At 67.3% G+C, this 12,660-nt stretch carries 13 protein-coding genes; 4 read left to right on the top strand and 9 right to left on the bottom strand.

Annotated features, from left to right (window positions below; translation table 11 throughout):
• Positions 1 to 47: 47 nt before the first annotated feature.
• Positions 48 to 2,765 (top strand): magnesium-translocating P-type ATPase, encoded by a 2,718-nt coding sequence (mgtA, locus tag J2T47_RS25920; RefSeq protein ID WP_253453167.1) that lies wholly within the window; start codon positions 48 to 50, stop codon positions 2,763 to 2,765.
• A gap of 95 nt (positions 2,766 to 2,860) precedes the next feature.
• A complete protein-coding gene (locus J2T47_RS25915) occupies positions 2,861 to 3,667 on the top strand; it encodes a substrate-binding periplasmic protein (protein WP_253453165.1) in 807 nt (268 codons plus the stop codon).
• Positions 3,668 to 3,679: 12 nt separating this feature from the next.
• On the opposite strand, the gene J2T47_RS25910 is transcribed toward J2T47_RS25915, so the two are convergent.
• Together J2T47_RS25910 and J2T47_RS25905 are read right to left on the bottom strand one after the other, a co-directional pair.
• On the bottom strand, positions 3,680 to 4,147 hold the full coding sequence (locus J2T47_RS25910) for a thermonuclease family protein (protein ID WP_253453163.1): 468 nt from the start codon (positions 4,145 to 4,147) through the stop codon (positions 3,680 to 3,682).
• A 67-nt stretch (positions 4,148 to 4,214) separates the two neighbouring features.
• A complete protein-coding gene (locus J2T47_RS25905) occupies positions 4,215 to 5,207 on the bottom strand; it encodes an aldo/keto reductase (RefSeq protein WP_253453161.1) in 993 nt (330 codons plus the stop codon).
• Between the two features lie 116 nt (positions 5,208 to 5,323).
• On the opposite strand from J2T47_RS25905, the gene J2T47_RS25900 reads away from it, so the two are divergent.
• Together J2T47_RS25900 and J2T47_RS25895 are read left to right on the top strand one after the other, a co-directional pair.
• Positions 5,324 to 6,223: a LysR family transcriptional regulator gene (locus tag J2T47_RS25900; RefSeq protein ID WP_253453159.1), complete on the top strand. Its 900-nt coding sequence runs from the start codon at positions 5,324 to 5,326 to the stop codon at positions 6,221 to 6,223.
• Between the two features lie 139 nt (positions 6,224 to 6,362).
• Positions 6,363 to 7,184 (top strand): alpha/beta fold hydrolase, encoded by an 822-nt coding sequence (locus J2T47_RS25895; RefSeq protein ID WP_253453157.1) that lies wholly within the window; start codon positions 6,363 to 6,365, stop codon positions 7,182 to 7,184.
• An 80-nt stretch (positions 7,185 to 7,264) separates the two neighbouring features.
• On the opposite strand, the gene J2T47_RS25890 is transcribed toward J2T47_RS25895, so the two are convergent.
• The 7 genes from J2T47_RS25890 to J2T47_RS25860 all read right to left on the bottom strand — a co-directional run bounded on the left by J2T47_RS25890 (position 7,265) and on the right by J2T47_RS25860 (position 12,656).
• Positions 7,265 to 7,618 carry a VOC family protein gene (locus tag J2T47_RS25890; RefSeq protein ID WP_253453155.1) on the bottom strand — a complete coding sequence of 118 codons (354 nt, stop codon included), beginning with the start codon at positions 7,616 to 7,618 and terminating at the stop codon, positions 7,265 to 7,267.
• Between the two features lie 38 nt (positions 7,619 to 7,656).
• Positions 7,657 to 8,166 carry a hypothetical protein gene (locus tag J2T47_RS25885; RefSeq protein ID WP_253453153.1) on the bottom strand — a complete coding sequence of 170 codons (510 nt, stop codon included), beginning with the start codon at positions 8,164 to 8,166 and terminating at the stop codon, positions 7,657 to 7,659.
• Positions 8,167 to 8,249: 83 nt separating this feature from the next.
• Complete coding sequence (locus J2T47_RS25880) at positions 8,250 to 8,435, bottom strand: hypothetical protein (RefSeq protein ID WP_253453151.1); 186 nt, start codon at positions 8,433 to 8,435, stop codon at positions 8,250 to 8,252.
• A complete protein-coding gene (locus J2T47_RS25875) occupies positions 8,428 to 9,486 on the bottom strand; it encodes a methionine ABC transporter ATP-binding protein (protein WP_253453150.1) in 1,059 nt (352 codons plus the stop codon). Before J2T47_RS25875 ends, J2T47_RS25880 begins: the two co-directional genes overlap by 8 nt.
• A 232-nt stretch (positions 9,487 to 9,718) precedes the next feature.
• Positions 9,719 to 10,489, bottom strand: coding sequence for a MetQ/NlpA family ABC transporter substrate-binding protein (locus J2T47_RS25870; RefSeq protein ID WP_253453148.1), 771 nt, complete (start codon positions 10,487 to 10,489; stop codon positions 9,719 to 9,721).
• A gap of 128 nt (positions 10,490 to 10,617) precedes the next feature.
• Positions 10,618 to 11,283, bottom strand: coding sequence for a methionine ABC transporter permease (locus tag J2T47_RS25865; protein WP_192434518.1), 666 nt, complete (start codon positions 11,281 to 11,283; stop codon positions 10,618 to 10,620).
• Complete coding sequence (locus tag J2T47_RS25860) at positions 11,283 to 12,656, bottom strand: LLM class flavin-dependent oxidoreductase (RefSeq protein ID WP_253453146.1); 1,374 nt, start codon at positions 12,654 to 12,656, stop codon at positions 11,283 to 11,285. Before J2T47_RS25860 ends, J2T47_RS25865 begins: the two co-directional genes overlap by 1 nt.
• Between the last annotated feature and the right edge of the window lie 4 nt (positions 12,657 to 12,660).

The following is a 12,660-nucleotide window of genomic DNA, read 5'->3' as shown; positions in this document are numbered from 1 at the left end:
GACTCCCCAGCGCCGCCGGACGATGTGCGCACAAGGGGAAAGTCATCATGCGCCTGGACCTCATCAGGACCCACCTGCTCGAATTCATCAACAAGGGCTTCCCGGCCCGTCAACTGCGCCGGCTGGCTGCGCGCGACCTGCTGCGCGGTTCTGCCGCCGGGAGGCAGGCGCCCAATGCGCTGGCTGCAGCCCTGCTGGAGTGGTCCGCGCTGGAGCCGACCACCGTGCTGGAGCGCCTGGAGAGCCGGCGCGAAGGCCTCAACGAGACCGAGGCGGGCGAGCGCCGCCAGCGCGAGGGGCTCAACGAGGTCGACCAGGACCGGCCGATAGGCGCCTGGATGCACCTGTGGTACTGCTACTGCAATCCTTTCAACCTGCTGCTCACCGTGCTGGCGACCATTTCCTGGTTCACCGAGGACGTCGAGGCCGCCGTGGTGATCGGCAGCATGGTGGGTATTTCCACGCTGCTGCGTTTCATCCAGGAAAAGCGCTCCAACCGTGCCGCCGAAAAGCTCAAGGCGATGGTCAGCAACACGGCCACGGTGTTCCGCAGTGCCGAGGGCGATGGGGCCGCGCGGCGGGTGGAAGTGCCGATCCGCGAGCTGGTTCCCGGCGACGTACTGTGGTTGTCGGCGGGTGACATGGTGCCGGCAGACGTGCGCCTGCTCAGCGCCAAGGACCTCTTCGTCGGCCAGGCCGCATTGACCGGCGAATCCCTGCCGGTGGAGAAGTTCGCCCAGTTGCGTGACGCCCGCCAGGGCAATCCGCTGGAGCGCGACAGCCTCTGCTTCATGGGCACCACGGTGGTCAGCGGCTCTGCCCTGGCGGTGGTGATCGGCACCGGCACGCGCACCTATTTCGGCTCTCTCGCCGAGCGGGTGATCGCCAGCGACCCGACGCCGACGGCCTTCCAGACCGGCGTCAACCGGGTCAGCTGGCTGCTGATCCGTTTCATGCTGGTGATGGCGCCGGTGGTCCTGCTGATCAACGGTTTCACCAAGGGCGACTGGCTGGAGGCCGCGCTGTTCGCGCTGTCCATCGCCGTCGGCCTGACTCCGGAAATGCTCCCGATGATCGTCACCTCGACCCTGGCCAAGGGCGCGGTGGTGCTCAGCCGGCGCAAGGTGATCGTCAAGCGTCTGGACGCCATCCAGAACTTCGGCGCCATGGACATCCTCTGCACCGACAAGACCGGCACCCTGACCCAGGACCGCATCGTCCTCGAGCGCCACACCGACGCCTTCGGCCAGGTGCAGGACCGTGTGCTGCAACTGGCCTTCCTCAACAGCCACTACCAGACCGGGCTGAAGAATTTGCTGGATGTCGCCGTGCTCGAGCACGTCGAACTGCGCCATGCGCTGAAGGTGGACAGCCGCTACCGCAAGCTCGACGAGATTCCCTTCGACTTCGCCCGTCGGCGCATGTCGGTGGTGGTCAGCGAACGCGAGGACAACCACCTGCTGATCTGCAAGGGCGCGCTGGAAGAGGTGCTCGCGGTCTGCGCCACGGTGGAGACTGCCGGCGGCGTCGAGCCGCTCACCGGTGCGCGCCTGGACAGCATCCGCGCGGTGGCCGACGGGCTCAACCAGGAGGGCCTGCGGGTGGTCGCCGTGGCCACTCGCGAGTTGCCGCCGAACCGCGATGTCTACGGCGTGGCGGACGAGAGCAGCCTCTGCCTGGCCGGCTACATCGCCTTCCTCGATCCGCCCAAGGAAACCACCGCCCCGGCGCTGCGTGCACTGGCGCAGAACGGTGTGGCAGTGAAAGTGCTGACCGGCGACAACGACCGGGTGAGCCTGAAGGTCTGCCGCGACGTGGGCCTGGTGGTCGAGGGCGTGCTGCTCGGCCCCCAGCTGGACGAGCTGGAGGACGTGGAGCTGGGCGAGCTGGCCGAGCGCACCACGCTGTTCGCCAAGCTAACCCCCAGCCACAAGGAACGCCTGGTGCGGGTACTGCGCGAGCGCGGCCACGTAGTCGGCTTCCTTGGCGACGGCATCAACGACGCCCCGGCGCTGCGCACGGCGGACATCGGTATTTCCGTGGATTCGGCGGTGGACATCGCCAAGGAAGCCGCCGACCTGATCCTCCTGGAAAAGAGTCTGATGGTCCTGGAGGAGGGCGTGATCGAAGGGCGCCGCACCTTCGCCAACATGCTCAAGTACATCCGCATGACCGCCAGCTCCAACTTCGGCAACGTGTTCAGCGTGCTGGTGGCCAGTGCTTTCATTCCCTTCCTGCCGATGCTGCCGCTGCAACTGCTGGTGCAGAATCTGCTCTACGACCTGTCGCAGATCGCCATTCCCTTCGACCACGTCGACGACGAACTGCTGCGCCGGCCGCAGCAGTGGAACCCGGACGGGCTGGGGCGCTTCATGGTGTTCTTCGGGCCGATCAGCTCGATCTTCGACATCGCCACCTTCCTCGTGCTCTGGCACGTGTTCGGCGCGAATTCACCGGCGCACCAGACGCTGTTCCAGTCCGGCTGGTTCGTCGAAGGGCTGATTTCGCAGCTGCTGGTGGTGCACATGATCCGCACCCGGCGCATTCCCTTCCTGCAGAGCCGCGCCGCCTGGCCGCTGCTGGGGATGACCCTGGTGATAGTCGCGGTGGCGATCTTCCTGCCCATGGGGCCGCTGGCGCACTCCTTCCGCATGGAGGCACTGCCGCTGGGCTACTGGCCGTGGCTGGTGGCGATTCTGCTGGGCTACATGGCGCTGACCCAGACGGTGAAAGGCTGGTTCGCCCGGCGCTACGGCTGGCAGTGAGCGAAACGGAACCAACGTGCGAACCCGATCGCCTCTGGTCACACAGGCATCGGGTTCAATACACTCAGGTCATCCGTCTTCTCCTGCTGTGAGTCGTGATCTTGCCGTCGCAAGTCCATCGCCTGCCATTGTTCCCGCGTGCGCGCCTGAGGCGCCTGGTCCTGCTGGGCCTGGCGCTGGCCAGCTTGCCGCTGGCCGCCTGCGAGAAGACCCTGCGCTGGGATGACGACCCGCCCTTCAGCATGCAGTTGCCCGACGGCAGCGTCGGCGGGCTCTACGTCGAGCTGAATCGCACCGTGCTGGAGCGCCTGGGCTGCGAGGTGCACATGGTCAAGCTGCCTTGGGCGAGGGCGCTCAAGGAGCTGGAACTGGGCCGCCTCGACGTACTGCCCGGCGCCTTCCGCAAGCCCGAGCGCGAGGCCTACGCGTGGTTTTCCGGCACCGTGCTGCCGCCCTCGCGCAACATTCTTTTCGTGCGTCGCGGGCTCCCGCAACTGGGCAGCCTGCACCAGCTTGCCGATCTGCCGGGCAGTGATTTCCGCCTGGGCGCGCAGATCGACGTGTCCTACGGCGAGCCTTACCGCCAGTTGATGGCTGACCCGGACTACGCCGCGCGGGTGTTCTTCAATCCCAGCCGGACCAATCTCTGGCACATGGTCGACAAGGGCCGCATCGACGGCATCATCGCCGACGAGCACAGCGGCCAGTACGAGCTGCAGCAGCTGGGCCTGGCCGGGCGCATCGAGCCCACCGGCGTGGTGGTGTCAGCGGAGTCGGCGGAAGTCGCCTTCAGCAAGCGCACCCAGGACGAGGAATTCGTCCGTCGCTATGCGCAAACGCTCAAGACGCTGGTGGAAGAGGGCGAGGACCGGCGCATCCTGCAGCACTACGTCAGCAACTGACGGATGCCCGCGTCAGGGCTTGCGCCAGAGGTTGGTGCGCCGCGCCCTGGCTTCGTGTTCCTCGAACTGGTACTGGCCGACTTCCTCGGGCGTCTGCGCGTCGCTCTGCCGCCAGCGCGCCAGGCCGATGCTCAGCTGTGCCCGGCCGATATCCAGGGTGTGACCGCAGTTCGGGCATTCGGCCGGGGTGACCCAGACCGCCGCGCGAAGGCTGCCGTCGGGTAGCGGCTCGGCGTGCTTGAGCGTGGCGCTCTTGCCCAGGGCGAGTTGCACCAGGGCCGCGCGGGAGCGCTGGCCAAAGGGCTGTTCCAGTTCCGGGGCGCTGACGCCGCGCAGGTGGATGGTGGTATCGCCGCCGTCTGCACGCTGGCAGGTCAACTGGTCGCCGCTGAACACGGCCGTCACCTGGCATTCCTCATCCGCGTGGGCGGCGAGGGGAAGGAAGGAAAGTGCGAGCAGTACGGCGGGAACGAATCGCATGGAGCCTCCGGTGGACCCCGTCAGCATAACCGCTGCGAGCGTCCACCGGAGCCCCGTTGCAGAGCTTTTACTGGATCAGCGTCATCACCTGTTCGCTGTAGCGCCCACCGGCGGCCGCACCGGCCGGGAAGATCGCGTCCAGCTCCAGCCGTTCAGCCCGGGTCAGCGTCAGGTCCACGGCGGCGACGTTCTCTTCCAGGTACTTGCGCTGCTTGGTGCCGGGGATCGGCACCAGGTGCTCGCCCTGGGCCAGCACCCAGGCCAGCGCCAGTTGCGAGGGCTTCACCCCGCGGGCGGCGGCCAGTTCGGCGACCTTGTCCACCAGCAGCAGGTTCTTCGCGAAGTTGTCTCCGCTGAAACGCGGGCTGGAGCGGCGGTAGTCGTCCTGCGCGAAATCATCCGGGCTCTTCAGCGCGCCGGTGAGGAAGCCGCGGCCCAGCGGGCTGTAGGGCACGAAACCGACACCCAGGCGTGCACACGCGGCCAGTACGCCGTTTTCCTCGGGGTCACGGGTCCACAGCGAGTACTCGCTCTGCAGCGCGGTGATGGGGTGCACCTTGTGCGCGCGCTCCAGGGTTTGCGCCGAGGCCTCGCTCAGGCCCAGGTAGCGCACCTTGCCGGCCTTCACCAGCTCGGCCATGGCGCCGACGGTCTCCTCGATGGGCACGCCGGGGTCGACGCGGTGCTGGTAGTAGAGGTCGATGTGGTCGGTGCCCAGGCGCTTCAGGCTGCCTTCCACGGCCTGGCGGATGTACTCCGGGCTGCCGTTGGCGCCACGTGCCTGCGGCTGGTCCGGGGTGCGCACGATGCCGAACTTGGTAGCGAGGAAAACCTGCTCGCGCTTGCCCTTGAGCGCGCGGCCGAGCAGCTCTTCATTGGTATGCGGACCGTAGATGTCGGCAGTGTCGAGCAGGGTGACGCCCAGCTCCAGCGCGCGGTGCAGGGTGGCGATGGATTCCTGCTCGTCGCTGCCGGTGGTGTAGAAGTCGGACATGCCCATGCAGCCGAGGCCGATGGCGGAGACGACGGGGCCTTGCGAGCCCAGGCGGCGGGTCTTCATAGCGTGATTCTCCGGGTGGGTAGTGAGACAGGACCATTCTTGTTGTTTGTCCGGCATGGATAAACCGGCGGATTACGGTTTAACTATTTGGCCTGGATGAATAATCGGAGTGCGCCATGGACCGCTTGCAGGCCATGCAGGTCTACACCCGCATCGTCGAACTCAAGGCCTTCGGCAAGGCGGCGGACAGCCTGCAGCTGCCGCGCGCCAGCGTGACCCAGCTGATCCAGCAACTGGAGACGCACCTGGGCGTGCAACTGCTGCGCCGCACCACGCGGCAGGTCAGCGTCACCGCCGATGGCCAGGCCTACTACGAGCGCTGCGTGCGCCTGCTGGAGGACCTGGAGGAGGCGGAGAACTGTTTTTCCGATTCCCCCGACAATCCTCGCGGCAAGCTGCGCGTCGACCTGCCCAGCTCGCTGGGCCGACTGGTGGTTATCCCGGCACTGCCGGAGTTCTGCCGGCGCTACCCGCAGATCGAACTCGAACTGAGCCTGAATGACCGCCAGGTGGACCTGGTGCGCGAAGGCGTGGACTGCGTGCTGCGTGCGGGCGAACTGCCGGACTCCAGCCTGGTCGGCCGGCGCATCGCCGAGCTGGAGCAGCTGACCTGCGTGAGCCGCGCCTACGTGCAGGAGTTTGGCCTGCCCGAGCATCCGGACCGGCTCGAAGGGCATCTGGCGGTCAACTACCAGTCGGCCTCCAGCGGGCGCATCTTCGACCTGGAGTTCCGCTTCGATGGCCAACTGCGCACCCAGCGGCTGCCCAGCCGGATCACGGTGAACAACGCCGACGCCTATATCGCTGCCTGCCGCGCGGGCTTCGGCATGATCCAGGCACCGCGCTACCACCTGCGCGAAGGCCTCGCCAGCGGTGAGCTGGTGGAGGTGCTGCGCGCCTGGCAGCCGCCGCCGCTGCCGGTCAGCGTGTTGCACCCGGTGCGCCGGCAGATGTCGCGGCGCCTGCGGGTGTTCTCCGACTGGCTCGGCGGTTTGTTCGCGGCCGGCATCGATTGAGCCGTCGCTCGTCGGAAAGCCACCGGGCGTGGCTGCCTGAATCACTGTGCTGGCTATGCTCAAGGCCGCCGTAGAGCGGTCCGTAGTCGCTGGAGTTGCGGCGTTTCTTTTCAACCACTCCCTGAAGGAAACGACCTAAATGAGCTTCGTCAAAGCGAAAGATGGCACACAGATCTTCTACAAGGATTGGGGCAGCGGGCAGCCGGTGGTGTTCTCCCATGGCTGGCCGCTGAATGCCGACGCCTGGGACGCGCAGATGCTGTTCCTGGTGCAGAAGGGCTACCGGGTTATCGCCCACGACCGCCGTGGCCATGGTCGCTCGGGCCAGCCGGCCAACGGCAACGACATGGACACCTATGCCGACGACCTGGCGGCAGTGATCGACGCACTGGACCTCAAGTCCGCCACGCTGGTGGGCCATTCAACCGGTGGCGGCGAGGTGACGCGCTACATCGGCCGGCATGGCACCAAACGTCTTTCCGGGGCGGTGCTGATCGGTGCGGTGCCGCCGCTGATGCTCAAGACGGCTGCCAACCCCGGCGGCCTGCCGATCGACGTGTTCGATGGCATCCGCAAGGGCGTGAAGGAAGACCGCTCGCAATTCTTCAAGGACCTGGCGGTGCCGTTTTACGGCTACAACCGGCCCGGCGCGAAGCAGTCCCAGGGCGTGATCGACAACTTCTGGCTGCAGGGCATGACTGGCGGGCACCTCGGGCAATACCTGTGCATCCACGAATTCTCCGAGGTGGACTACACCGAGGACCTGAAGAAGATCGATGTACCGGCGCTGATCCTCCACGGCGACGATGACCAGATCGTGCCCATCGGCGCCGCCGGTCAGCGCTCGGTGGAACTGGTGCAGAAGGGGGAACTGAAGGTCTACAAGGGCGGCCCGCACGGCATGTGCACCACCCTGGCCGACCAGGTGAACGAGGACCTGCTGGGCTTCCTCAATCGCTGAGACCAGCCGTGAGCAGGCTGGCTTCTACCTGTGCCTCGGCGCTTCCCCGGTAGGAGCGAGCTTGCTCGCGAATCCGCCCGTCAACGGCTGTGCTCCAGCACATTGAGCAGCGTCCCCAACGGGTCACGCACGAAGAAACGTCGCACGCCCCAGGGCTCGACGGTCAGTGCGTAGGTGATCTCGTGGCCGGCCGTGAGGGCGCGCTCGTGCACCTCGTCGAGATTGTCCACCTCGATGGACAGGTCGGGCACCGGCGCTCCCGAGCCGCCTTCGCTGGCCAGGCTCATCTGTGCGAGCGCGCTGTTGCCGCTGGCGAGGGTGATCAGCCAGCCGTGGTCCATCACCACGTCCAGGTCGAACAGCTCGCGGTAGAACCGCGCGACGTCGGCAGGCTTGCCGGTGGCGAGGTTGGCGACGATGCGGCGGACGGTCATGGCGGCGCTCCTTGAAGGGTCGCCGCCAGCATAGACGTTCAGTGCGCCGGGCGTGCCGGTGGCATGCGCCGGCGGTGGATGCGGTAGAACTGGTAGAGCACGCCGAGGACGAAAATCAGCAGCGCGACCATCACCGCCGTCTGCACCGGCGGCGAGTCCGGGCCGTGGCCGATGGGGTTGGACGGCGGCAGGCGCGAGAGGGATTCGTTGAGCGTGGGGATCATCATCAGGAAGAAGCTGAAACTCATCGCTGCCGTTGCCAGGTATTCGCCCAGGCCGCCAAGGGCATGGATCCGCTGCGCGTAGCAGCCCACCGCAAGGGCGATCAGGCAGAGGATGCCGATGGCGTGTCCGGCGTTGAAACCGCCGGTGCTGGAGAGGCCGAAAGCCGTCAGCACGCCGAGGATCATCCCGTAGACGTACCAGCGTCCCACCGGGCTGCGTGGGTCGATGCGCCCGGCCTGGTAGAACGCCCACAAGCCGGCGACCAGCGGCACCAGGCTGATGGCGGTATGCACGATACCCAGGGTGGAAAGGGGATTGGCCATGACGAACGCCTCCGCAGTGAGCACAGGGACGCCACGCATCCACGAGCTGTGCCGGGGCACGGAGGGGCGGGTGTGTTGTCAGGTTAGACGCAACCCACGTGGTGACAGGGCTGCGCCGGATTCAACCGACGAACGTCACCGGCGCTGATTGAGCCAGCGCGCCTGGAAGATTCCATCAGGGCGGTGATGACCCGCACCAGTACCTGCGGGATGCCCATCCGCAGGACGATGGCCGAGAACGCGCCGATCATCGGCAGGCGGTCAGGCATGGCCGAGCAGCTCCAGGCGGTCGGCGACATCGCGGGCACGTTCGAGCAGTTGCGTGGCGCTGGCGGCGGGGGCGGCGACACTCAGCAGCAGGCGACCAAGGGCGCGCCCCTGGATACGCTCGATGCCGCCGTGCAGCAGGCTGATGTGGCTGCCCAGGGCCTGGGCGATGGCCAGCAGGTCCGGCTCCTGTTCGCGCACGCCGGTGTAGTGCAGGTCGAGGATGACCTCGTTTTCCGTGGGGTGTTCCAGCCGTGCCAGCAGGTCCGGCGGCAGGTGCTGCAGCGAGCCGAGCAGGGTGCGGCTGACCTCGTGCCGAGGATTGCCGAAGACTTCCCAGACTTCGCCCTGCTCGACGATGCGCCCGCGCTCGAGCACTACCACGCGGTCGCAGATTTCCCGGATCACCGCCATCTCGTGGGTGATCAGCACGATGGTCAGGCCGAGGCGGCGGTTGATGTCGCGCAGCAACGCGAGGATGGCCTGGGTGCTTTCCGGATCCAGCGCCGAGGTGGCTTCGTCGCAGAGCAGGATTTCCGGCTGGTGCACCAGCGCGCGGGCGATACCGACACGCTGCTTCTGCCCGCCGGAGAGCTGCGCCGGGTAGGCGTGGCGCTTGTCCTCCAGTCCCACGAGCTGCAGCAGTTCGTCAACCCGCTCGGCGATGCGCGCCTTGGGTACGCCGGCCACGCGCAGGGGCAGGGCGATATTCTGCGCCACGGTCTTGGCCGACATCAGGTTGAAGTGCTGGAAGATCATGCCGACTCGACGGCGCAGGCCGGCCAGTTGCCGGGAGTCGAAAATGCCGATGTCCTCGCCGTCGATCAGCACCTGGCCGACGCTGGGGTGTTCCAGGCGGTTGAGGGTGCGGATCAGCGAGCTCTTGCCGGCGCCGCTGCGGCCGATGATGCCGAACACTTCGCCACGGCGGACGGCGAGTTCGATGTCGCTCAGTGCCTCCACCGGGCCGTGGTGGCCGGCGTAGGTCTTGCCCAGCCCGCGCAGGGCGATGTGCTGGGTGGCGAGTTGGAGATTGCGGTTGAAGCTGACCATGGTGGGGCCTGTTCGGTAGTCCGGAGCGAGCGGTTTGCCCTCTCCCCAACCCTCTCCCTGAAGGGCGAGGGGCCGTTCGGAGCGTGTTGCCAGTGCGACGTCAGACGTTCATGACGGCGCGCGCTGAAGTTGCCGGTGAGAGCAGAGTTCGCAGGCGACTCGGATAGCGCCCTCTCCCGCTTGCGGGAGAGGGCGGGGGGAGAGGGTGATTCGCCCCGCGCCCGCACCCCCATCAGAAGGCGGGGGCAATCTCACCCTTGTAGCGGGTCAGGATGAACTGGCGGACTTCCGGCGAATTCAGCACCTTGGCCAGTTTCTGGATGCCCGGGTCCTGGATGTTGTCCGGACGGGCGACGAGGAACTCGGCGTAGAGGTCCTTGCCTTTCTCCACGATCAGCGCGCTCTTGGTGTCGATCCCGGCCTCCAGCGCGTAGTTGGCGAAGATGAACGCCAGGTCCACCTGCTTCACCGCGCGGGTCAGCAGGGCGCCTTCGAGTTCGCGGATCTTCAGGTGTTTGGGGTTGTCGGTGATGTCGCGCTCGGTGGACTGCGGGTTGGTCGGGTCCTTGAGCTTGATCAGGCCGCTCTCGGCCAGCAGCACCAGGGCGCGGCCGGTGTTCACCGGGTCGTTGGGGATGGCCACGCTGGCGCCGTCGGGGAGGTCGGCGAGGGACTTGTACCGGGTGGAGTAGGCACCGAAGGGCTCGATGTGGATGCCCACTACCGGCACCAGGTCGGTGTGGCGGGTCTTGTTGAAGTCATCGAGGAAGGGGCGGTACTGGTAGTAGTTGGCGTCGAGGTTCTTCTGCGCGAGCTGCAGGTTGGGCTGGATGAAGTCGGTGAAGACCTTGATATCGAGGTCGACGCCTTCCTTGGCCAGTTGCGGTTTGACGAACTCGAGGATCTCGGCGTGGGGCACCGGGGTGGCGCCGACCACGAGTTTCTCCCCCGCGTTTGCGGAGAAGGCGACGACGGCCGCCAGAATGGCGATGGCCTTTTTCATGGGTGTTGCTCCTTGGCAGTAGTGGGTGGGCCGTCGTGGTGTGGACGTGGGGCCTTGATGGCAGCGGGGCCCGGCTGCCGGCGGGTGGATCGCAAGTGCCGCTCCCGGATGGGGAGTGGGCGGGGAATTCAGCGCCGGGTGTAGCGCGCCACGAGGCGGTCGCCGCTCATCTGCAGGGCCTGCACCAGCAGGATCAGCAGCGCGACGGTGATGATCATCACGTCGGTCTGGAAACGCTGGTAACCGAAGCGGATGGCCAGGTCGCCGAGGCCGCCGCCGCCGATCACGCCGGACATCGCGGTGTAGTCCACCAGCACGATGGCGGTGACGGTCACGGCGGCGATCAGCCCGGTGCGCGCTTCCGGCAACAGGGTGTGCCAGATGATCTGCCAGGTGCTGGCGCCCATCGCCTGGGTGGCTTCCACCAGGCCGCGGTCGACTTCGCGCAGGGCGGTTTCCACCAGCCGAGCGAAGAACGGCGTGCAACCCACCACCAGCGGCGGGATGGCCCCGGCGACGCCCAGCGAGGTGCCGGTGATCAGCGTGGTGACCGGGATCAGCACGATCAGCAGGATGATGAACGGCAGCGAGCGCAGCATGTTCACCACCACCGACAGCGCACGGTACAGGCCGGGCTTCGCATGCAGCTGGCGTTTGCCGGTGAGGTACAGCAGTACGCCCAGCGGCAGGCCCAGCAGCACGGTGAAGGCCAGCGCGCCGCCGAGCATGGCGAGGGTGTCCAGGCAGGCCTGGGCGAGGTCGTGCCAGTCGAGGTTGCGAAACCAGCCGTCCATCATTCCGCGCTCCTTCTGACGGTCGCAGCACGGTGCGGCGCGCGCAGGCGGTCGCCCTGGCCGAACAGCTTGTGGCGCAGGGTGCCGTGCTCGTACTCGCGCTTGAACAGCCCGCGCGCCTGCAACTCGGGCACCAGCAGGTCGACGACGTCGACGAAGGTTTCCGGCGCCACCAGGCTGGAGAGGTTGAAGCCGTCGACGTCGGTTTCCTCGACCCAGGCCTGCAACTGGTCCGCCACGGTCTGCGGCGATCCCACCAGCAGCGGGCCGTCGCCACCCAGGGCGCAGTAGTCGGCGATCTCGGCGGCGGTCCACTGGCGCTCCGGGTCGGCGGCGCTGAAGGCGTCCACCGCGGACTGGATCGCGTCGCTCTGTACGTGGCGCAACACCTGGTCCGGCGCGTACTGGCCGAAGTCGATGCCGGTCCAGCCGGAGACCAGCGCCAGGGCGCCTTCGCGGTCGCTGTAACGGCGGTAGTCTTCCAGCTTGGCCAGCGCTTCGGCGTCGGTCGGTGCGACGATCACGGTGAGCTGGTTCAGCACCAGCACGTCGCTGGCCTGGCGTCCGGCTTCCACGGCGAGGCGGCGCAGGTCGGCGACCTGGTCGCGGAGGATGCGCCTGGTCGGCGCAGCGACGAAAACGCACTCGGCATTGCCGGCGGCGAACGCCTTGCCGCGACTCGACGCGCCGGCCTGATAGAGCACCGGCGTGCGCTGCGGCGACGGCTGGCTCAGGTGGAAGCCGGGCACTTCGAAGTGCTCGCCCTTGTGCTCGATGGGGTGCACCTTGCGCGGGTCGGCGTAGACGCCGCTCGCACGGTCGGCGACCACCGCATCATCATCCCAGCTGGCTTCCCAGAGCTTGTAGCAGACCTCCAGGTACTCCTCGGCCAGGGCATAGCGCTGCTGGTGGTTGAGCTGCTGCTTCAACCCCAGGTTGCGCGCGCCGCTGTTGAGGTAGGAAGTGACGATGTTCCAGCCGGCGCGGCCGCGGGTCAGGTGATCCAGCGTGGAGATACGCCGGGCGAAGGGGAACGGGTGCTCGAAGGACACCGAGGCGGTGATGCCGAAACCCAGGTGCTCGGTGGCCGCGGCCATGGCCGGGACGATCTGCAGCGGATCGTTGGCCGGCACCTGCGCGCCGGCGCGCAGGGCGGCGTCGGCGTTGCCGTGGTAGACGTCATAGACGCCCAGCACGTCGGCGAGGAACAGGCCGTCGATCTTGCCGCGTTCGAGGGTTTTCGCCAGCTCGATCCAGTAGTGGATGTCGGTGTAGCGCGCGGCCTGCTGGTCGCGCGGGTGGCGCCAGAGGCCGGGTGACAGGTGGCCGACGCAGTTCATGGCGAAGGCGTTGAGGCGGATCTGCTTGCTCATCGCG

The sequence above is a fragment of the Pseudomonas nitroreducens genome, assembly GCF_024170165.1.
Taxonomy (GTDB): domain Bacteria; phylum Pseudomonadota; class Gammaproteobacteria; order Pseudomonadales; family Pseudomonadaceae; genus Pseudomonas; species Pseudomonas nitroreducens_C.
The sequence above is the reverse complement of the archived record's forward strand: the minus strand, read 5'-3'. Positions and strand labels throughout refer to the sequence as shown.

Coding starts and splice junctions, on each gene's coding strand:
- J2T47_RS25875 (WP_253453150.1), bottom strand. CDS start 9,486: ATGGTCAGCTTCAACCGCAATCTCCAACTCGCCACCCAGCACATCGCC.
- J2T47_RS25865 (WP_192434518.1), bottom strand. CDS start 11,283: ATGGACGGCTGGTTTCGCAACCTCGACTGGCACGACCTCGCCCAGGCC.
- J2T47_RS25890 (WP_253453155.1), bottom strand. CDS start 7,618: ATGACCGTCCGCCGCATCGTCGCCAACCTCGCCACCGGCAAGCCTGCC.
- J2T47_RS25910 (WP_253453163.1), bottom strand. CDS start 4,147: ATGCGATTCGTTCCCGCCGTACTGCTCGCACTTTCCTTCCTTCCCCTC.
- J2T47_RS25895 (WP_253453157.1), top strand. CDS start 6,363: ATGAGCTTCGTCAAAGCGAAAGATGGCACACAGATCTTCTACAAGGAT.
- J2T47_RS25880 (WP_253453151.1), bottom strand. CDS start 8,435: ATGCCTGACCGCCTGCCGATGATCGGCGCGTTCTCGGCCATCGTCCTG.
- J2T47_RS25885 (WP_253453153.1), bottom strand. CDS start 8,166: ATGGCCAATCCCCTTTCCACCCTGGGTATCGTGCATACCGCCATCAGC.
- J2T47_RS25905 (WP_253453161.1), bottom strand. CDS start 5,207: ATGAAGACCCGCCGCCTGGGCTCGCAAGGCCCCGTCGTCTCCGCCATC.
- J2T47_RS25900 (WP_253453159.1), top strand. CDS start 5,324: ATGGACCGCTTGCAGGCCATGCAGGTCTACACCCGCATCGTCGAACTC.
- J2T47_RS25870 (WP_253453148.1), bottom strand. CDS start 10,489: ATGAAAAAGGCCATCGCCATTCTGGCGGCCGTCGTCGCCTTCTCCGCA.
- J2T47_RS25860 (WP_253453146.1), bottom strand. CDS start 12,656: ATGAGCAAGCAGATCCGCCTCAACGCCTTCGCCATGAACTGCGTCGGC.
- mgtA (WP_253453167.1), top strand. CDS start 48: ATGCGCCTGGACCTCATCAGGACCCACCTGCTCGAATTCATCAACAAG.